Here is a 21,337-nt window from a genome sequence, read left to right on the forward strand (position 1 = left end):
TTCATCCGACCGGCTTTTTAAACCTCCCATGAATAGAAAAATTCTAAAATATTTTTTTTGGTTAGTGCTCCCCTCATCTGCCGTGGCTCAAAATACAGTTACTGACCAAGCGTTTCAGCAGGCATCTGCTACCAATCAATTTTATGCAGATTCGACAAGACAGGAAGCTTTTAAATTTGCCAAATTGAGCAGTTATTACCTCAGTACGATGATGCCCGAAAGGTTTAGCAAAATCAGCCTTGCCTACCATTTTGATAAAGGCACCTATATTCCTTCACAAGGAGCCACAAAAGTTAATGCTGGTCACTTATCAACCGAAGGTACGGTTAAACTCGGCAGTATTAAATTATTTGGGAGTTTCTCTTATGCGAAAACCTTTGAGGATAGTACACGTTTTGCACATCAAACCAGAAACAATATTTCTTCTCCATATTATTTTGGTTCTCCGGCCTATGTTCATTATGAAAGAAGTGTTTACAGTTTTCAGGCTATGGCCAATAAGAATTTTCTTAATGAAAAATTAAGTCTGAGTATTGGAACTGATTATAAAGTAGGAGATCATTTCTCTACAAACGATCCTAGGGGTTCTGTAGGTGAATACCAGTTTAATTTAAATGCAGCTGTAGGTTATAAATTATCCACATCAGTTAGTTTGGGACTTGGCTATCGCCATGGCAATGGTCAGGAAAAGATAACAATCGGCTACAAAAATTCACGGTACTATGAAAGCTCAAGCTTTCCAATGTATTATAACCACCTGGTAAATGGCTATGGAGAAACTAAACCAATATTAAACGACAGAAGATATAACGACGACCAACAACGCAATGGTTTAGATTTATATTTAGATATTAATGCCGGAAATCTGGGTAACTTTCACCTTTTCGGAAATTATATTGAAGAAAGTCAGCGTTATTTTTTTGCAGATGGTTCAGGCTTTATCGATTATTCGAAATATAAGCTCAAAAGAACTGACGTTAACCTGCTTTGGAATAAAAAACTTTCCTATGGCACCATTTGTGCGCAGGCAAAATATCAATCAGTTGATGGTGCTGATTATAACATTGATTTTGGTGCCAACAACTACAAGTATTTATCCAGTATCCTAGGGGCAAAAGTATTTCTAACTACGCAATCTGCTAAAAGCAACTTTAACCATTTTATAAAAGCCATTTTTTTTGACGAAGAAAGGATTGATGGCATCAGGGCAAATGATGTTTATTTTAACCGCGTAAAACTGATGGCTGGTTCAAGTAAAAGATGGATTAAAGAAAACAACCGTTATATCGGCATTGGATTTTCTGCAAGCTATCAGTTTTCACTGAATGATGAATTTACGGTAGAACCTGCTAATGAAGCTTATTTTACCAGGTACGTTATTTATCACGACTATTTGTTCAATACTTCATCTGCTGCAGGAGGTGGAATAACAGCAGAATACGGATTTCCACTATTTAAAATGATGCTGTCGAGCATCAAAATAAATACTGTTTATATACAAAAGCTCGACCAAAAAAGCTTAAACAGAACAATTGTTACCGCCCCCGGCAAAGACCGCTTTTCTTCTAACGTCAGCTTAAACCTTTATTTTTAAACATGAGTAAAATCTTTACCATTCTTGCCTTAATCATAAGCGGACGGATCTTGTTTTCCTTTCAATCGGCTAATTTTAATGACGATGATGAGTTGAGTATTGATAGTCTGCGCAAAGTTTATTCAAAACCTACCAGCCAATGGCCAAAACCAACGGTAGATGCAGGAGCGGTCTTTCAGGAACTGGGTGAACTTCTACCTTCACCCGTCGATTTAAAAAACGATTCGGTGAAACATGTGGTGGAGCTAGGTAAAATCCTGTTTTTCGATCCACGTTTATCGGGTTCGAACCAGATTTCGTGCTCAAGCTGCCATGCGCCTGATTTACACTGGACGGATGGACGGCAGGTATCCATCGGACACGATCATTTGCCCAATGTCCGCAATGCTCCATCTTTAGAAAATGTGTGGTTTTACAAACGCCTGTTTTGGGATGGCCGTGCAAGCAGTTTAGAAGAACAGGCCGGAAGCCCGGTGGCAGCACATAACGAGATGCATCAGGATATGAAAGTTTTAGCTAAAAAACTGAGTAAGATAAAAGGTTATCAACCTTATTTCAAATCTGCATTTGGTTCAAAAGAAATTACCAATAAACGTATTTTCGAAAGCCTGGCTACTTTTCAACGCAGTATTGTAAGCCGCAGAACGCCTTTCGACCGTTTTTTAGGGAATGATAAAAAAGCGTTAACTGATCAGCAACTGGTGGGCTTACACCTGTTCCGCACCAAAGCCCGCTGTATTAACTGCCATAATGGTCCGTTTTTTACCGATAACGAATTCCATAATGATGGTTTGACTTATTATGGCCGTAAATACGAGGATTTAGGCCTGTATAATGTAACGAAGAAACCAGAGGATGTGGGCAAATTTAAAACACCTGGTTTAAGAAATGTAATGAAAACCGCGCCCTGGTTTCATAATGGCCTATTCCCTGATATGGATGGTGTAATGAACATGTACAATGTGGGCATGCCCGTGCAAAGGGTAAAACCAGAACAGGTAAACGATCTGCTTCTGCCTAAAAACGATAAGTTGTTGAAAGGTTTAAAGCTGAGCAAGGCCGAAAAAGACGCTGTTATCGCCTTCCTAGAGGCTTTGTCCTCGCCAACGGTATTGATTAGGGTTGAGCAGTTGCCGCAGTAGCAAGCTGGGAGTTTGGAGTTGAGCGTTCGCAGTTGACAGCCTTTTAACCACTTTGAACAGTTAACTATTAATCCTCACCTGAGTTGGCCGTTTAGCGTTTGGTAATACCAAGAACAAATAATCAATGAACTAATGACCAGTAAACCAATGACCAATAAACAAATGAGCAATAAACAAATGACCAATGACCAGTAAACCAATGAACAACAATCAATGACCAATAAACTAATGGCTAATGACCAATAAACTAATGACCAATGACCAGTAAACCAATGACCAATAATCAATGACCAGTAAATCAATGATCAATGACCAGTAAACTAATGACCAATTAAACCACTTCACATCTTACCCGATTTCAACGCTTCGCCGAAAAAGATAGAGGCATGTTCATCGAACGCAGCCGGATCGCCGCTGGTGTAAAAAGCCCTTTTACTCTCTTTAGCCAGTTTTTTTTCGATCTCAGGGTGCCTTTGTAAATAATCAACTAAACTATCGGCTACTATATCGCCTTGTGCCAAAACGTTGATGTAATCGGGAAATACGGCTTTTAGCTTAGGCATCAATAACGGATAGTGCGTGCAGGCCAGCAATACACAATCTATATCGGCAGATTGGTTTAACAGCTGGCTACAGTATTCTTCAATAAAAAAATCTGCTCCTGGTTCCAGATGCTCATTGTTTTCAATTAATGGGACCCACATTGGACAACTTTGCTGATATACCTGTATATCGGGGTAAAATTTATTGATTTCCAACAGGTAGGATTTTGAATTAACCGTTCCCCTGGTACCCATTACGCCCACTTGTTTGGTGCTGGTATACTGGTCTATCACTTCGGCTGTAGGCCTGATTACGCCGAGTACGCGCCTATTGGGATACTTGGCAGGTAAATCCCGCTGTTGGATGGTCCTGAGCGACTTAGCTGAAGCGGTATTACAGGCGAGTATTACTAAATGGCAACCTTTGGCAAAGAGCCATTCTACACATTCTAAAGTGTATTTGTAAATGGTATCAAAAGCATGATCGCCATATGGCGACCGGGCATTATCTCCTAAATAAATATAATTATACTCGGGTAACTGATTGGCAATGGAGCGGAATACCGTTAAACCTCCGTAACCTGAATCGAAAATACCTATTGGTGATGCCCGCATGGTGTTGAAAGTTAAATGTTGAAACGTTTTAAAGTTAGTGGAAAATTGGAATGTTAGCTATCAAGTTGAAATGTAAAGCAATCGTCTTCCTGAACTTGAAGCTGCTAAACTGAAATTAGATACCAAAGATGCTGAAATAAATTCAGCATGACGAAATTGGATAAAAAAAAAGCGGAACTAAGTGAACACTTAATCCCGCTTTTTTTACACCGGAAGGGAGACGTTTGACTCTAAACTTCTGGCTGAAGACTACTTTTTAGGTGCAGCCGGTTTTGCAGCAGTAGCTGAAATACCTAATTTAGATTTAACTGCAGCAGTAATATCATCACCACCATCCCAGAATACTAAATTGTTACCTCCCTGTCCGTTTGCGATATCGAAAACATAAGCTAAACCTTTTTCTTTAGCGACAGCAGAAATTGCCGTTGCAACTTTAGCCTGGATAGGTTGAAATAATTCACCTTGTTTGGTACCTATATCTTGTGAAGCTTTAGTACGGGCATCAGTGATGCGTTTTTCTAAATCCTGTAATTCCTGACCAGCAGCTTGTAATTCTTTACCTACAGTTTCTTTGTTGGCTTCACTTAACGTTTTTTCTTTCTTTTGGGCATCTGTCAGTTTTGTCTGATATTCTTTGATCATGGCATCAATATCAGCTTGCTTCTGTTTACCTAAAGTTTCTAAAGTAGTTTGAGCTGTTTTAGCCTCAGGTAAATTTGCAAAAACCTCTTCAGAATTAATGTGACCTAATTTTTGTTGTGCACTTGCCATATTCGCTGTAAACAATAACCCCGCTGCTACAAAGAATACGTTAATTAACTTTCTCATCTTTTTATTTTACTTTTTTATTTTTTTCTGTTTGTTTTTCTTCGAAAATCAGGGACGAATATACTAATTATTTACAGTCCCCGGTTTATAACCTAATTTAACAATTACATCATTACTTACATCGTAACTGCTACTGGCATAAATCATCATGGTAGCTTCGCTGCTCTTGTCGAAAATAAAGTCCAGATATTTAGATTTTGCAATCTGTTTAATGGCCTCGGCTACTTTATCCTGGATAGGCTTAATTAGTTTCACCCGGCTTTGAAAAAGATCTCCATCTGGTCCAAACTTAGAGCGTTGAAATTCTTTAGCTTGTTTTTCTTTTTCTATAATCTCGTTTTCACGTCTTTTTCGCATATCATCAGTTAATAAAACCTGATCAGCCTGATAAGCCTTGTACATCCGGTCAATTTCAGAAAAATTCTGATCGACCTGCTGCTGCCATTGTTTAGAAGCAACATTTAACTGATTGAGTGCCGATTTATATTCCGGCAAATGTTTCAAAATATACTCGGTGTCTACGTAAGCAAACTTCTGTGCAAATGCACCAAAAGAGGTACAAATTAGGAATGCGATAAACAGATACTTTTTCATCATGTTAATGTTTTTTTAAAGGTGATGAAGCTATCATGATTTTATCTTCTCTATTGCCAAGTAGGCAAAATCCTGATGGTTTCATTTGTATGTGTGTGTTAATGATAATAATTAATAACCTAAGCTTTCTTTAAACTCTTATTGCAATGATTTATTGCATAATTAGTTAATTTTTTATTCTTTATCAATTAAAATCCACCTAATTGTTGTGCGATACTGAAAGTAAAGTTTTGTTTACCGCCATCCTGAACACCAGGAATTCTATCAAACGCATGTCCGTAATCGATACCTAGTAAACCAAATATCGGCAAGAAAATACGTGCACCTACACCAACAGATCTTCTTACGTTAAAAGGGTTAAAATCACCGAATCTATTCCAGGTATTACCAGCTTCAGCAAAGGCTAGAACAAATGCTGTTGCCTGTTGGCTCGCTATTACCGGATAGCGGGCCTCCAATACATATTTCGTATAAATAGGGCTACCAGACTGTTGTGCAATTCTTGGATCGGAACCATTCGGTATAACGGCATTATTTGCATAACCACGCATGGCAATTAGCTCAGAACCCTGTAAGAAATCGAATCCCTGCATACCATCACCACCCAGTTTGAAACGCTCGAAAGCCGATTGGCCAACTGCTTTATTATACTGGCCTAAGAAACCAAATTGTGCCTGGGCCTTAACTACAAGGTTACCAACTACCCTTTGATACCACTGCGAATCGAATTTCCATTTATGGTATTCCGTAAAACGGTATTTCTCCCGATCAGATGCTGTAGCATAGTTTGTATGATTTAACAATGAAAATGGCGGTGTAGCCTGAACAGTGAAACGTAAAAATGATCCCGATTTAGGGAAGATTGGCGAATCTCTTGAATCGCGGCTGATCTCTTGTGATAAACTCAGGTTATAAGAAGTACCTGTATTAAACAGGTATCCAGAATAGTTATTTAGAATATACTGTTGTAAACTTATCGCATGAGACAACTGGAAATAGTTATCAGGCCAGTTTAACCTTCTGCCCAGACTAACGGTTACCCCATTTAAACGAATTTTTTGAAATAGCGCATCGCTGCTGCTGATACCGTTAGATTGTAATGAAGTAAAGGCACTCACCCCAAAACTTACCGGTTTCTCGCCACCAAACCAGGGTTGTGAGAAGGAGAAGCTATAGGATTGATAATATTTACCGTTGGTTTGTCCACGCAGGCTTAATTTCTGTCCATCACCTTTTGGCAGTGGTTTGTAAGCTTTTAAGTTAAACAGGTTACGTAACGAGAAGTTATTAAAAGTTAAACCTAACGTACCAATGATCCGGCCACCACCAAAACCACCAGAGAGTTCGATTTGATCTGAAGGCTTTTCTTCTACGGCATATTCAATATCCACAGTTCCATCAGCCGGGTTAGGGCGAGGTGTAGGTACTGTTTTAGACTCATCGAAGTTACCTAACTGACCAATCTCACGAATGGTACGGATTAAATCACTTTTGTTAAACTTCTGCCCCGGTTTAGTACGGATTTCACGTAAAACAACCTTGTCATTTGTAATCGTGTTACCTTTTAAAGTAATGCGGTTGTTGGTGTATTGTGGTCCTTCGTACATCCGTAATTCTACATCAACCGTGTCTCCATAGATTCTGGTCTGTACCGGATCGATATTAAAAGTTAAATATCCATTATCGGTATACATGCTATTGATATCGCCCCCGTTTTCACCACCACCATTTAATTTTTTGTTTAATCTTTCTTCGCTAAAAACATCACCTTTTTCAATGGTCAATACTTTATTCAGAATACTATCCGGATAAATGGCATTACCTGCCCAGGTGATATTACCAAAATAATATTTTTTACCCTCGTAAAGGTCCATTCTGATATTAACTTTCTTATCGTTATATTGGTAAATGGTATCTTTTAACAATTCCGCATCACGATATCCCTTCTCGTGCATTTTAGCAACCATTTTGATCTTGTTCTCTTCATATTTCTCTTTTGAGAATTTTCCGGAGCCCCAGAAACGCCACCATGCAAATTGTTTAGGATTTTTCAGGAATTTTCTCAGTTTTGATGATTTGAAATCCTTGTTCCCGGTAAAATCGATGTGCTGTACTTTAACGCGGTGGCCTTTATCGATATAGGCTTCCAAAACCACACTGTTTTCTGCATTCGGATCTTTGCGCGTTTTGTAATCAATTTTGGTGAAGAAAAAGCCTTTATCCAATAAATATTTTTTAACAATGGCAGATGTGGTATTGTACAGGTTATCATTTACGATTTTGCCCGTTTTATCATTCAGTTTTTCCTGAATGGCGGTTTTTTCAGATTTGCGAACACCTTTTAAATCAATAGAACTCAACCGCGGACGCTCTACTACTTCAATTTCGAAATAAACAGAATCTTGTACAAATTTTTCAATGTTAAGTTTAACGTCATCAAACAAGCCCTGCGCCCACAATGTTTTAATCGCATCAGAAGTTGCCTCACCCGGAAGAACAATTTTATCGCCTTTGGTTAACTTAGATAAGGTGATTAATACTTCTTTATCCAAATACTGGGTTCCTGTTACCGTTGTACCTCCGATAATATACTCTTTTGGACTAAAATAATCGAGATCTAAGCCACCAACCTTTAAAGAAGGAGTTACCTGAGCCTGACCTTGTGGACGTATTTGAGCGAAGGCCGGAACGGCTAAAATGAGTAGGATTAAAACCTGAAATATTCTTTTCATTAAAATTATTTGTTCAGTAATGACCAAAAGGTAACGCTGTTTATCAAGCAGAATGTTTTTACGTTGTTCCCTTATTATGGTTTCATTTATCGTATAAAAGTGGTGCTAAGTTAGTTTAAACGCTTGTTAAAAAGTGTTAAAAGAAAAATTAGTTTAACTGTTCACTAATTTTACCAAATCGGCGTTCGCGTTTTTGATAGTCTACAATAGCCTCGAAAAGATTTTCACGTCTGAAATCCGGCCATAAAACATCAGTAAAATAAAACTCGGTATAAGCCATCTGCCAAAGCAGATAATTGCTAATCCGGTGTTCGCCACTGGTCCTGATCATCAGTTCAGGATCGGGCATATTTACGGTTGTTAGTTTAGATGAAAACAGGTCTTCGTTGATATCATCCAAAGAAATGGCATTATCTTTTACGGCTGACGCAATATTTTTGGCGGCTTCCAAAATCTCCCATTTCGCACTATAACTTAATGCCAGTGTTAAAGTACACTTTTCGTTATGAGCTGTTTTTTCCATCGCTTCTTTTAAATCATCAATACACTCCCGGGGCAAAGAGGCAATATTGCCAATGGCGTTCAGCTTAACATTATTTTTATTAAGTGTTTCAGTTTCCTTATTAATAGTTGAAATCAGAATCTGCATTAGCGCATCCACCTCTTCTTTGGGCCTGTTCCAGTTTTCGGTAGAAAAAGCATACAAGGTTAGGTATTTAATACCTACTTCCACACAGCCCTCTACAATATCTTTTACAGAAAGTACACCTTGTTCATGTCCGAAAACCCGCACTTTGCCCTGGCCTTTAGCCCATCTTCCATTACCATCCATGATTACGGCAATGTGCTTTGGCAGGCGGCTGTAGTCTATTTGTTCTTTAAATCCCATTAATTATATCAAAATCAGCTTAAAAGGAATAGCATTTTGAGGATACAAAGGTAAAAGATATGCCAATACTAACAAATAGATAAGTATCCCTTTTTCTAAAATCGCCTCTTTGGGTTCCCGGCACTCCAATCTGGTTAGCAGAAGGATCAGATAAATTGACCCAATTTTCTCCGCTTCTTACGAAAGCAGGATTAGTTGGATAACGGCCGCTGACATCGTCAATATAATCGGTAAAGGGTGTTCTGTACCCCAATTCTGTAAAAACGCTCCAGGTGTCTTTATAATTATACCGCAACCCCAAGCCGTAAGGAATCGTTAAAACCGCATTTGTATATCCATTTTCCTGGCCTTCAGTGGCTAAGCGGTCTAACCTGTATTTTTCACCATAAACATCCACAGTTGGCTTAAATATCAGGAAACCTACGCCTGTAAAAAGATATGGTGTAAATTGACGTGTCCCGCCACCGAGGTTGAAATTAAAGAAATTAAAATCTATCAGCCCGCTAAACTCATTTAACGCTGTTTTAAAACGCAGATTTCGTTGTCGAAACTGTTCATTATCAGAATCGGCATCATCTGCCCTGATCTGCCCATAAGTATAATTCAAACGAATGCCAACATATTGGTTAAAATTCCGCTTTACATAAGCACCTCCGGAAAAACCGCTGATCTGTAAGGGGTTGTTTTGATTGAGGTCGCCCAGGTAACCCGCGCCACCAGCCATCATCCCAACTTCCCAAGATGGCTCGCCCACCACCAAACGCTGGGCATAAATTAGCTGCACACTAAAAATAAGAAAGGATATGATCAATAGCTGTTTGCCTGGAGCCATACTTAATAGTTACGGGTGTCGATACCCCACAATAATTTATTTCTTAACGTGTTTAAGTAAGTTTCATTATTAAGCCGAACAAGATTTAAGCAAAAATCTGCCTTTTTTATGCTAATTTTTACAGAACGCTCTACGGTAACAGTCCGGCTATCGCACGAAACCAAAAACTTTGATTCTCTGGCTTCTACCTCAAAAGAGAGCATATTGCTATCGGGTACAACCACGGGCCTAACATTTAAATTATGTGGTGCAATAGGTGTAATGACAAAGTTTTTAGAATCCGGATAGATAATTGGTCCACCGCAACTTAATGAGTATGCTGTAGAGCCTGTTGGGGTAGCAATAATTAATCCATCTGCCCAATAGGAGTTGATAAACTCATTATTCATGGAGGCATGTATAATCATCATAGCCGAGTTATCACGGCGGTGGATGGTAATATCGTTCAAGGCAAAGTTCTCTTCACCAAATAATCCATTATCTGATTCCAACCTTAAAAGCGACCTCGAATCTAAGGTATATTCTTTATTGATCAGCGCATGTAGTGCCGATCCGATTTCGTTTTTATTGATACTGGCCAGAAAGCCCAGGCGGCCAAAGTTGATCCCGATTACAGGTATGCCCGAATTGCGGATCAACGATAATGTATCAAGCAAAGTACCATCTCCGCCCAAGCTTAATAATACGTCTGCACGTTCCTTTAGTTCGGTATGGTTATGAAAAATAATGGTATTGGCAGGCAGTTTTATCTTGCCATGTAGCGATGTTTTAAATTTAGCATATAAAACAGGCTGAATATGATGTTCGGCTAAATGATTAAAAACCTCCTGTACATATGGCAAAACCGTATCATTAAAATCCCTGCCGTAAATTGCAATCCTCATAGTAAGATTTAAACATTAAGCGTAACGTCGAAGAAGAACATTATCCATTTAGTCACAAAAGTAATTTATTCTTTTAATAATATGTGTAAATATTTCTTCGCAAAAACCCTCAAAATCCCAATTTGTCGAAAAAATAGCCGGCATTGAATAACTTATTATTTCGTAATATAAAGAATCAGTTCCTGTAAATCGACTTTTTATTTCTACCTTTATTTTAATCAATCTTTAGGGATCCTATACCATATTGATTAAACCATTAACCTCATCCCTATAATCACTCTTTTTTAAATCGGCCCCATAAATATCAAAAGTGGTACCTCAAAGTACAACATCGATTATTACCTCCTGATAAAATTCCATATCCGGCAAAACAAAGCTTTGCCATACCAGGATTATTACAACTCTATTTTACTAAATAAGATAGTAGGCATAGAATAACTAATCACATCATATTGCAAATAATCCGTTCCAGTAAAATTGACTTTAATCTCATCTTTTATTCTTTTATCAATCTCTGCAATATCTTCAATTGAAATAAATGTTTTCTGGTTTAAACTATAACCTATAGATAGTATTTGTCCATTCTGAGATAAATCAAACGACAAACTAATATTTTCATCGTTTTTTTTTAATTTTTCCAAATTTTCTTTTAAAACATCAAAAATTATTTTTCTTATTTTATCATTATTTATTTGAATGTCTTTTTTCTGCATGGGGAAAGGGTGTTCAACTTTTGGAAGAGGGGGAGGGGTATTTTGATATTTATAATCAGGATTTCCAATAATAATTATATTTTTTCCATTGTATGATTTAAAATCTAAGTCTTTAACCTTAAATCTTTTGCCATTAAATTCGTAAATACCAGCTCTAATAATTTGTTGCGCATAGCAAGAAGAAAACATACATATTGCTAAACATAAAATAAGTATTTTTTTCATTATTGACAGTTTAAAGGAATATTGTTAAATAAATTGATAATGGCTTGAGGTACTAAGTTTAAAGTATTGCTGTGGTAGGGGTTATTTGGCATAGAATTAAACTCGCTTAAAAAAGAATTATATTTTGTAATAAAAATATTATAAGCAGCTACCTCTGCAGGTGTACCGGTAGCATTAAATCTAGGAAATGAAGTATGCAAAATTGTTAACTCATTAATCCATTTTGTATATTCTTCACGCTGTTCAAGAGTTCCGTAAGTATCAAAAGCGGTAGTACTTCCATGCATAATATCGGTTATCACCGCCTGCTCAAATTCAATATTGGCAAAGCCTGCCTGGGCAACACCGTTTATACGGCTATATTGTAGTGTACCACCAGGATATAACTTATCTTGGTAGGCATGGTAAATTTCATGTTCGAGTATATCAACCCTGCTCGCTGCATAATTGGTACTAAAACTAATGTTGTTTTGCCCAGGATGGTATTGCGCATTACCACTAACATTTTCTATACAGAACTTGAATTGTGTACTACTGGTTTTGAAATAAGAACTTAAATATTTGGTAGCGCAGTTATAGGTATTATATTCATTTAAAGTGTTATTTATAGTCTGCATTTGCTGCTCGGATAAGCCATCACAAAATTGTTTTGCTAAAACATTTATGCTATCCTTCACTGTTGTACTAGTACCAGCTGAACCATTTCCGATTATTTCGCATGAGTTATATAAAAATATTTCCCTGACAATTATTCCGCTATTTGCATCCCATGTTGTTAAATACCAATCTGTACAAATAGAAGCATTTGGATCCGGTTGTAAGGTCATTAAAAACTTTTTTTCAACGTTGATTTGCCTTCTGAAGTTTTAAGTTTAAGAGTATACTTAAAAGCACCACTTTCAAACTGCCAACCATTAATAAAAACGTGGTCAGCACTTAAAACCAATACTTTACCTGAATAACCGCCATCCAATCGTTTTAAATTCTCATTTCCATGAAATAGCTTTATTATATTATTTATATCTCCGGGAACATTAGAATCAATAAATTCTAGCAATCTTGCCGAATATTTACCACCAAAATTTGAGATAATTAACCGAGAAATTATTCTATTCGTATCTGCAGATAATTTATAGTTTGACGGAAGAATAATATAGATGATATTATTCTTAGAAAATGAAACGGCATCTTGCCAATTCGGAATGTAATTTTTATTGGAAGATATAAACCAATTCTTTGCTTCGACAACTAGCGCATTATCATCTGCCGTTTCAGTTGTATCCTTCTTACAGCAGTAAAATAGTAAAACAATAATAGTTGTAATAAAGATAAGAGAGCGTTTATAATCCATTGTATACTTATTTACATAAATATACATTTTTTTTTAAAAAATACTACACGCTTAAATAGTTCATGAATGAATCGTAACGCTCCTGCGATCCATCATCAATCTGGGTGTTATTGTATACCTCTTTAACCAGGTAATCATATCTTTCGAAAGCGGCTACCAATGAAGTAATTTCTGTTTTATTTACTTTGAGCGTTACCTCTAAACGGGTAGAATCTTCGAAAGAATTTACATAAGAAGAGAGTATCTGCGTATTATCGGCTTCAACAATCTGTGCAATATGCGCCAGAGAATTATCGCGGTTACTGATTTCCAAAACGATAATTCCGCCCGGTTCGTTCACCGCATACTGTTCGGCCATGGCATTTACCATACTACCGATAGGGATTAAACCGGCATAGTTTTTATGCTGATCCAAAACCGGAACGGCTGTTAAATTTAACTGGTTGAACAACCTGAGTACATCGTAAGCATGAGCATTACCAAAAACAAATACATGAAGTATGTTTATGGCGTTATTACTTAGCAGTGTATCATGATCAGGAATGTTCAATAAATCATCTTCAGACACCAAACCCAATAAAGTTACCTCGTTAACCACCGGCAAATGCTTTAGTTTAAAATCGTTCATCCGATCTAAAGCCTTCTGCACCGTGTCATCGGTTCTTAATGATGGAATTGCATCTGATATGATTTCTGCAGCAAACATTTACTTTAACAATATTCTATCTAAAAACTTCTCTAAAAATGCATTAAATATCTGTGGGTGTTCCATCATAGGCGCATGCCCACATTTATCAACCCAATTTAATTCGGAGTTAGGCAACAATTCGTGGAATTCTTCAGCCACTTCCGGTGGTGTAACCTTATCGTTTTTCCCCCATATCAGTGAAACCGGTATGGTAATTTTCGAAAGGTCTTTAGCCATGTTATGGCGTATTGCCGATTTTGCCATGGTTAAGATCCGGATAACTCTTGATCTATCGTTAACTGTTTTAAAAACATCATCAACCAGTTCTTTGGTGGCCGTTGCCGGATCGTAGAAAGTAAATTCTACTTTCTCCTTAATATAATCGTAACTCTCTCTGCGAGGGAAAGACCCTCCAAAGGCATTTTCATATAAGCCAGAACTCCCTGTAAGCACCAGCGCCTTAACAAACTCCTGATGAGCAACTGTAAATACCAGGCCTACATGGCCGCCAAGCGAATTGCCGATAAGCACTACCTGGTTTAAATTTTTATATTTTAAAAAGCGGTGAAGATATCTCGACAATGCTTTTACGCCCAACGTTAAAATAGGCAGATCGTAAATTGGTAGAATTGGAATGATTACCCTGTAGCGATCTTTAAACTGTTCTATAACCTGTTCCCAATTGCTTAGCTCGCCCATCAGGCCATGTAGCAATACCAGTGTTTCGCCTGTTCCAGCTTCAATGTATTTAAATCCGTCTTCTTCTATTATCGGGTAAGTCATATCTATTTAGATGGTATTGTTGCACTAAGTTAGTAGAGTAAAATTAAATTTATGCATTTATAGGGCATTTTTCTGAAATAAAATCGAAAACGGTATAAAAACGTCGTTTGCAAAGCATAAAGCGGTAAGCGGCCGGTAATTGTTAACCTTCTGTCTTAAGCCTTTATGCCCTCTGTCTTAGTTAAGCCAGTTTTTCTTTAACTATCTCCGCAATTAATTTACCATCAGCTTTACCAACCAGCGCTTTATTAGCCTGCGCCATTACTTTCCCCATATCTTTAACCGAGGTAATACCAGATTGTTTGATGATATCATCGATAATTGCAGCAATCTCGTCCCTGCCCAACTGTTTTGGCAAAAATCGGCTGATCACCTCAATTTCTTCCTCCTCTACCTGTGCAAGATCTTCGCGGTTCTGCTGTTTGTAAATATCTGCTGATTCCCGGCGTTGTTTGATCAGTTTTTGAAGAATCCTCAATTCATCTTCTTCTTTTAATTCTGTAGACGGCCCTTTTTCGGTTACAGCCAAAAGCCAGGCCGCTTTTATCGCCCTTAAACCTCTTAACGTTACCTGATCTTTAGCCAACATGGCCGTTTTCATTTCCTGATTTAGCGTATCTGATATCATTCTTAATAGTGATTAATGGGTTAACTGTTTAAATCGGTTAACTGTTTAGATTGTTAATTGTTGAATTATTAATTGTTTAACTGACAATTTCAAATTGCCAACTGAAAACATTAAACCCTGTTTACGATCGTTGCTGTAGCCTGCGCGCTTGGCATAATCAGCATATCGTTGATGTTAACATGCTTAGGCCTACTGGTCACATACCAAATGGCATCGGCAATATCACCTGCAATTAGTGGCTCCAGGTTTTCATACACCTTTTTAGCCCGGTCTTCATCACCTTTAAAGCGCACTACCGAGAATTCCGTTTCTACCATGCCCGGATTAATTTCGGTAACCTTTATGCCATAGGGTAATAAATCGATACGCATACCTTTACTTAAAGCATCTACAGCATGTTTACTGGCACAATATACATTTCCGTTTGGATAAACTTCCTTCCCGGCAATAGAACCAATGTTGATAATATGCCCTGATTGATTGGGGATCATCCAGTTGGAAACAATTTTGGTTACATAAAGCAACCCTTTCACATTGGTATCGATCATCGTGTCCCAATCATTGATATCGCCTTTATCAATGGGATCTAATCCCTGACTCAGGCCTGCGTTGTTAATCAGCACATCGACCTTTTTCCAGGCGGCCGGCAAAGCTTCTAAAGCCGCAGTAAGACTTTCGTTATCCCGAACATCTGCTAAAACCTGTTGAATGTTAATGGCATATTTATCTGCTAAATGATGAGCAATCTTAGCCAAACGATCTCCTCTCCGGGCCAATAACACCAGATTGTAACCTTGCTGAGCAAATGTATGGGCACAAGCTTCGCCAATACCAGAAGTTGCACCTGTAATTAATGCGATTTTAGACATTTTTATGAATTTTAAGTCTCGGTAAAACTTTTAAAAACCATCTTTGATTTACCTATACCAACAAAGGTAAGTTTTTTTGGATTGCAGGACTATTGAAAAATCAAACTGAATGTTAATTGACGTAATTTCAACTTATCTATAGGATTGGCATAAACGGTATTGTCATGCTGCAGCAAATCATCGGCCGAATAAGAGAGTTTTATTTCGGGCGACATCTTAAAATACTCAAAGTAAATATCGAAACCGATACCAGTTTCATAAGACAGGTAATTCCTTTTATTTTTTAGAAACTTGTTTACAGCTGTTTCTCCTTCATCGAAGGTTTTCTTTTTAGAAGCGATATCTATCGAATATTTAGCACCACCTAACCAATATACCCTAAAATTATTCAACCGGTTCGATTTTACCTTTATTCCTAATGGAAATTCGAACATGGTGGCCTGTACTTTTCTGTCTACCACCGTTTGGAAGTTTTTGGTTTGCCCGTTACCAACATCAAGCGGCGCCATCGGCTCATACTCATAGGTGACTACCCTGTCACTAAAAATAAGCGAGGGGGTTGCCCTGATATCAAAGTTATCAGAGATCATCCTATTCGTCACAAAGCCCAATCCAAAACCTTGAGAAGGCTGGCTGGAAATAGCATTTAAAGTGGAGGTAACCGGAATACCCGAATTCGGATCATATGACGGATCCAAAGAATTGGAAACTTCATAAAAAGGCGATCGCCAGTTTGGTTTTTTAAGGATTTTATATTCGGCTGAGATATACTGAAAATTAAAACCAAAACTCCAGTCTTCATCATCGATCCCGCCACCCCAGTTTTGTGCAAAGGTGGTTGTAGAAACGATAAAAAATGAAAGGATGAGGCTTAATTTTCTGATCATTTGGTTCCTACATATATCGAACTTATTCCGAACGTTAAAATTCTTTGTTTAGTACTTTTAAACCCCACTTTTTCCATCAGATTGGTAAAATCTTCGCCGTCTGGGAAAGCGGCTACCGATTCTGGCAGATAGGTATAGGCTCTATGGTCTTTCGAGAAGAGCTTTCCAAAGAAAGGGGTTACTTGTTTAAAGTAAAAACTATACAATTGCTTTACCGGAAAAACCCTGGGTTTTGAAAATTCCAAAATGACCATTTTTCCATTGGGCTTTAATACCCGGTACATATCAGCTAATCCTTTTTCGAGATTTTCGAAGTTACGCACCCCATATGCACAGGTGATGGCATCAAACGTATTATTTTCGAAATGCAGCCCCTCAGAATCGCCTACCTGGACGGTAAACACTTCATTTAAACTACGTTCATTAGTTTTTTTCCTCGCCACTTCCAGCATACCTTCAGAAATATCAACACCAATTACCTTTTCAGGGTGGAGCTTTTTAATGGCCTCAAAAGCAAAATCGCCAGTTCCGGTAGCTACGTCAAGCAAAGTCCTGGGGTGGATAGAAACCAGTTCTTTAATGGCTTTTTTGCGCCATAACACATCAATCCCTAAAGAAAGAAAATGATTTAAAAAATCGTAAGTGCCAGAAATGTTGTTAAACATGGTTGCAACCTGCTCTTTTTTAGTTGCATCTTCTACCTGGTATGGAGTAATATTCTGATTCATGATATGGAGCAAAGATAGATAAAAGTCGGCAGTCTTTAGTCCGGAGTCACAAGTCTTTGGCGCAAAGTGTTCACCATAGTGTCAAAAATCAGATTTAATAAATATGAATTTGTACTTCCGACTTCGGACTTCGGACTTCGGACTCAAAACCCTACCTTTGTCCCATGATTATCAAAACGGCAACATTTGTTTGCAGCAACACACAGATTTCAGCATTACCGGCACCGCTTATGCCTGAATATGCATTTATTGGCCGCTCGAATGTGGGAAAATCCTCACTGATCAATATGCTCGTTAATCAACATGGATTGGCCAAAACTTCTCAGCGCCCCGGAAAAACACAGCTGATCAACCATTTTTTAATCAACGAAGCCTGGTATATTGTCGATTTACCGGGTTATGGTTATGCCAAGGTTTCTAAAACCAGCAGAGAAAAATGGGAGAAATTTATCCGGGCCTATATTACTAAAAGAGAAAGTTTGCAATGTGTTTTTGTACTGATAGACAGCCGATTAGAACCTCAGGGAATCGATATTGAATTTTGTTATTGGTTAGGCGAAAAACAGATTCCCTTTTCGTTGATTTTTACCAAAGCAGATAAACAGGGAATGACCACGACCCAGAAAAATGTAGCGGCGTTCAAGAAAAAGCTGGGCGAATTTTTCGAGGAGATTCCGGCCACCTTTATCACTTCTGCCGAAAAAGGAACCGGAAAAGATGAAGTTTTAAACTTCGTTTATGAGGTGAATAAAGATTTCGTCGTTCCGACAGAATATAAAAAATTTTAAACAGTTGCCAGTCTGCAGTTCACAATTTTCAGTTTAAACGCTAAAATTTGTGTAATCAAATCATCTGTGTAATCATCTTTAAAAAATGAAAAAATACTTTTCACTCGTATTATTCGCTCACTCCGTTTTTGCGCTTCCGTTTGCCATGATTGGCTTCTTTTTAGGCGTAACGACGACAGAAAATCCATTTTCGTGGCATAAGCTTATTTTAGTTTTGCTCTGCATGGTTTTTGCCAGAAACTCGGCCATGGCTTTTAACCGCTACCTCGACCGGCACATCGATGCAAAAAATCCGAGAACCAAAATGCGCGATATTCCTGCGGGAAAAGTTTCGGCTCATGAGGCACTTACTTTTGTCATCATCAACTGCCTGTTATTTGCCATTACCACGTATTTTATTAACCCGCTTTGTTTCTATCTATCTCCGGTGGCTTTGTTTGTTGTTTTGTTTTACAGCTACACCAAACGTTTCACCGCATTGTGCCACCTGGTTTTAGGCCTGGGCCTTGCCCTGGCTCCTATCGGTGCCTACATTGCCGTAACCGGCCATTTTGCACTGGTGCCTGTACTTTATTCTCTTACCGTGTTATTCTGGGTAAGTGGATTTGATATTATATACGCCCTGCAGGATGAGGAATTCGATCGCGAAGAAAAATTACATTCCATCCCATCGGCACTTGGCATTAAAAATGCTTTGAATGTTTCTGTGCTATTGCATATACTTTCGGCAACCTGTGTTATTTTACCCGTGTTTTTCACCTCCTTTAGCTGGGTTTATTACGTAGGGATCGTGTTTTTTTGTTCCATGCTGGTTTATCAGCATCTACTGGTAAAACCGAATGACATTAGCAAGGTAAACAGGGCATTTCAAACCTTAAACGGTTATGCATCGGTAGTATTTGCAATTTGCTTTTTAATAGACGCCTATTTAAGACATAAATAAAAATAAGTGAATGAATGAATTTTGAATGACTGAATGAAAACCATTCTTTAATTTATTCCTTCTCTCGGTCAATAATTATATAAACATGACTATAATAAAGAAACCCAGAACATATATTCCACAGGAGCTAAACATTACCTGGGAAAATTTAGAACCACTTTTTACGGAACTGCAAAACCGCGAAATAAACAGTACGGTTGAATTAGAGCAATGGTTAAAAGACCGTTCAGAGCTGGAAGCTGCTTTGGAAGAAGACTTTGCCTGGAGATACATTAATATGAGCTGTGATACCGCAAATGAAGAGTTGGTTAAAAACTTCCAGTATTTTGCGACGGAAATCGAGCCGAAAATTTCTCCTCTGGCCAATAAATTGAACAAAAAATTTGTTGAAAGTTCGTTTATGGAAAAGTTGGACAAAGAAAAATACTTTGTATACAGTCGCGCCATTAAAAAAGCCTTAGAACTTTACCGCGATGAGAACATTGAACTTTTCACTGAGCTTCAGGTAAAACAACAGCAGTACCAAAGTATTACCGGTGCCATGAGTGTGGAGCTAAACGGCCAGGAATATACTTTGGAGCAAGCTTCTATTTTTATTAAAGATTTAAACCGCGAAGTTCGCGAACAGGCGTGGAAGACGATCCAGCAACGCCGCCTGGTTGACAAAGATGATTTAAATATTCTATTTGATGAACTGATCAGGTTGCGCAATCAGGTTGCATTGAATGCGGGTTTTGAAAACTATCGCGATTATATGTTTCAAGCTTTGGGACGTTTCGACTATACCCCACAGGACTGTTATGATTTTGCCAATGCGATTGAAAAGGAAATTGTTCCTATTTTAAAGGAACAGGCTGAAAAACGCCGGGAAGCGTTGGCTTTAGAAGAATTGAAGCCCTGGGACCTGGAAGTAAGCGTAAGTGGTAAACCAGCTTTAAAACCGTTTAACAACGGCGAAGAGCTGATTGATAAAAGTATTGATTGTTTTAATGCCATTGATGAAAAACTGGGTGCCAAACTGGCCACCATGAAAGCAAACAATCTTTTTGATGTAGAGAGCAGAAAAGGTAAAGCACCAGGCGGTTATAATTACCCGCTGGCTGAAACAGGGGCGCCATTCATCTTTATGAATTCGGCCAATTCGTTACGTGATTTAACTACTATGGTACACGAAGGCGGCCATGCCATCCATACTTTTTTAACCGCAAATTTAGAACTTAACGATTTTAAGCATTGCCCGTCTGAAGTAGCCGAACTGGCATCGATGAGTATGGAGTTAATTTCAATGGATAAATGGGATGTTTATTTCGATAATGCAGAAGATTTAAACCGCGCTAAAAAAGAACAGCTGGCTGACGTTTTGAAAACATTGCCCTGGGTTGCTGTAATTGATCAGTTTCAACACTGGATTTACACCAATCCTAACCATACAGCGGCCGACCGTGAAGAAACATTCAAACAGATCTACAGTCGCTTCGGTGCGGGTTTCGCCGATTGGACAGATTTAGCGCAACAATTTGGAAATGTATGGCAAAAACAACTGCACTTATTTGAAGTTCCATTTTATTACATCGAATACGCCATTGCCCAGCTAGGCGCTATTGCAGTTTGGAAGAATTACAAGGAAAACCCTGAGAAAGCCTTACAGCAGTATTTGGCAGCACTTGCGCTGGGCTATACCAAACCCATAAACGAGATATACGAAACTGCAGGAATTAAATTTGACTTTAGTGCCGAATATGTACAGGAACTGGCAAGTTTTGTAAAATCGGAGTTGGAAAAGTTAGGTTAAGATGAGGTAGAAGGTTGGAAGGCAAAAGGCTGGAAGGTTTCTCCCCTCACCGTTATATAAATGAAAATCGTGGCATTTTGCCACGACTTTTTTGGTTTATAACTATACCTGGTCTTAGCGTCTCGCTAGGACTCGATTCCAGTTCTTTGCCACGGAAACACAGAAGACACGGAAAATAGGCAATAATGCAGAACCTATACCTGGTCTTAGCGTCCCGCTAGGGCTCGATTCCAGTTCTTTGCCACGGAAACGCAGAAGGCACGGAAACTAGGCAATAATGCAGAATCGAC

The 21,337-nt window shown here is 38.3% G+C and carries 21 protein-coding genes; 5 read left to right on the plus strand and 16 right to left on the minus strand.

Annotated elements, in window-relative coordinates; translation table 11 throughout:
* The first annotated feature begins 28 nt into the window (after positions 1-28).
* On the plus strand, positions 29-1,594 hold the full coding sequence (locus tag QZ738_RS07080; RefSeq protein WP_293786022.1) for a DUF6850 family outer membrane beta-barrel protein: 1,566 nt from the start codon (positions 29-31) through the stop codon (positions 1,592-1,594).
* 2 nt (positions 1,595-1,596) lie between these two features.
* Positions 1,597-2,736: a cytochrome c peroxidase gene (locus QZ738_RS07085; protein ID WP_293786024.1), complete on the plus strand. Its 1,140-nt coding sequence runs from the start codon at positions 1,597-1,599 to the stop codon at positions 2,734-2,736.
* Between the two features lie 341 nt (positions 2,737-3,077).
* Here the strand turns inward: QZ738_RS07085 and murI are convergent, their stop codons facing one another.
* The 16 genes from murI to ubiE form a co-directional block, all read right to left on the minus strand.
* Entirely contained in the window at positions 3,078-3,893 is an 816-nt protein-coding gene (gene murI, locus QZ738_RS07090; RefSeq protein WP_293786026.1) for a glutamate racemase, read from the minus strand.
* A 249-nt stretch (positions 3,894-4,142) separates the two neighbouring features.
* Entirely contained in the window at positions 4,143-4,721 is a 579-nt protein-coding gene (locus tag QZ738_RS07095; protein ID WP_293786028.1) for an OmpH family outer membrane protein, read from the minus strand.
* A 63-nt stretch (positions 4,722-4,784) separates the two neighbouring features.
* Positions 4,785-5,315 (minus strand): OmpH family outer membrane protein, encoded by a 531-nt coding sequence (locus tag QZ738_RS07100; RefSeq protein ID WP_293786179.1) that lies wholly within the window; start codon positions 5,313-5,315, stop codon positions 4,785-4,787.
* Positions 5,316-5,503: 188 nt separating this feature from the next.
* Positions 5,504-8,047 (minus strand): outer membrane protein assembly factor BamA, encoded by a 2,544-nt coding sequence (gene bamA / locus QZ738_RS07105; RefSeq protein ID WP_293786030.1) that lies wholly within the window; start codon positions 8,045-8,047, stop codon positions 5,504-5,506.
* 148 nt (positions 8,048-8,195) lie between these two features.
* Positions 8,196-8,936, minus strand: coding sequence for an isoprenyl transferase (locus QZ738_RS07110; protein ID WP_293786032.1), 741 nt, complete (start codon positions 8,934-8,936; stop codon positions 8,196-8,198).
* A gap of 19 nt (positions 8,937-8,955) precedes the next feature.
* Positions 8,956-9,768: a DUF6089 family protein gene (locus QZ738_RS07115; RefSeq protein WP_293786033.1), complete on the minus strand. Its 813-nt coding sequence runs from the start codon at positions 9,766-9,768 to the stop codon at positions 8,956-8,958.
* Between the two features lie 2 nt (positions 9,769-9,770).
* Positions 9,771-10,652, minus strand: a complete 882-nt coding sequence (locus QZ738_RS07120) for an NAD kinase (RefSeq protein WP_293786034.1) — start codon at positions 10,650-10,652, stop codon at positions 9,771-9,773.
* A 395-nt stretch (positions 10,653-11,047) separates the two neighbouring features.
* Complete coding sequence (locus QZ738_RS07125) at positions 11,048-11,590, minus strand: hypothetical protein (RefSeq protein ID WP_293786035.1); 543 nt, start codon at positions 11,588-11,590, stop codon at positions 11,048-11,050.
* Positions 11,590-12,417 carry a hypothetical protein gene (locus QZ738_RS07130; protein ID WP_293786036.1) on the minus strand — a complete coding sequence of 276 codons (828 nt, stop codon included), beginning with the start codon at positions 12,415-12,417 and terminating at the stop codon, positions 11,590-11,592. Before QZ738_RS07130 ends, QZ738_RS07125 begins: the two co-directional genes overlap by 1 nt.
* A complete protein-coding gene (locus QZ738_RS07135) occupies positions 12,417-12,941 on the minus strand; it encodes a hypothetical protein (protein ID WP_293786037.1) in 525 nt (174 codons plus the stop codon). The genes QZ738_RS07130 and QZ738_RS07135 overlap by 1 nt, the downstream gene beginning before the upstream one ends.
* Before the next feature lie 43 nt (positions 12,942-12,984).
* Positions 12,985-13,647: a CBS domain-containing protein gene (locus QZ738_RS07140; RefSeq protein ID WP_293786038.1), complete on the minus strand. Its 663-nt coding sequence runs from the start codon at positions 13,645-13,647 to the stop codon at positions 12,985-12,987.
* On the minus strand, positions 13,648-14,412 hold the full coding sequence (locus QZ738_RS07145; RefSeq protein ID WP_293786039.1) for an alpha/beta hydrolase: 765 nt from the start codon (positions 14,410-14,412) through the stop codon (positions 13,648-13,650).
* Positions 14,413-14,593: 181 nt separating this feature from the next.
* The gene (locus tag QZ738_RS07150) at positions 14,594-15,040 is read right to left on the minus strand and encodes a GatB/YqeY domain-containing protein (RefSeq protein ID WP_293786040.1); all 447 of its coding nucleotides are present in this window, start codon (positions 15,038-15,040) and stop codon (positions 14,594-14,596) included.
* A 110-nt stretch (positions 15,041-15,150) separates the two neighbouring features.
* Entirely contained in the window at positions 15,151-15,909 is a 759-nt protein-coding gene (locus QZ738_RS07155; RefSeq protein WP_293786041.1) for an SDR family NAD(P)-dependent oxidoreductase, read from the minus strand.
* An 89-nt stretch (positions 15,910-15,998) separates the two neighbouring features.
* Positions 15,999-16,796: an outer membrane beta-barrel protein gene (locus QZ738_RS07160; RefSeq protein WP_293786042.1), complete on the minus strand. Its 798-nt coding sequence runs from the start codon at positions 16,794-16,796 to the stop codon at positions 15,999-16,001.
* On the minus strand, positions 16,793-17,524 hold the full coding sequence (gene ubiE / locus QZ738_RS07165; protein ID WP_293786044.1) for a bifunctional demethylmenaquinone methyltransferase/2-methoxy-6-polyprenyl-1,4-benzoquinol methylase UbiE: 732 nt from the start codon (positions 17,522-17,524) through the stop codon (positions 16,793-16,795). Before ubiE ends, QZ738_RS07160 begins: the two co-directional genes overlap by 4 nt.
* Before the next feature lie 164 nt (positions 17,525-17,688).
* On the opposite strand from ubiE, the gene yihA reads away from it, so the two are divergent.
* The 3 genes from yihA (at position 17,689) to QZ738_RS07180 (ending at position 21,047) form a co-directional block, all read left to right on the plus strand.
* A complete protein-coding gene (gene yihA, locus QZ738_RS07170; protein ID WP_293786046.1) occupies positions 17,689-18,312 on the plus strand; it encodes a ribosome biogenesis GTP-binding protein YihA/YsxC in 624 nt (207 codons plus the stop codon).
* Positions 18,313-18,397: 85 nt separating this feature from the next.
* Complete coding sequence (locus QZ738_RS07175; protein ID WP_293786048.1) at positions 18,398-19,255, plus strand: UbiA-like polyprenyltransferase; 858 nt, start codon at positions 18,398-18,400, stop codon at positions 19,253-19,255.
* Between the two features lie 85 nt (positions 19,256-19,340).
* Entirely contained in the window at positions 19,341-21,047 is a 1,707-nt protein-coding gene (locus QZ738_RS07180; RefSeq protein ID WP_293786050.1) for a M3 family oligoendopeptidase, read from the plus strand.
* The last annotated feature ends 290 nt before the right edge of the window (positions 21,048-21,337 follow it).

It is taken from the genome of uncultured Pedobacter sp. (assembly GCF_913776295.1).
Taxonomy (GTDB): domain Bacteria; phylum Bacteroidota; class Bacteroidia; order Sphingobacteriales; family Sphingobacteriaceae; genus Pedobacter.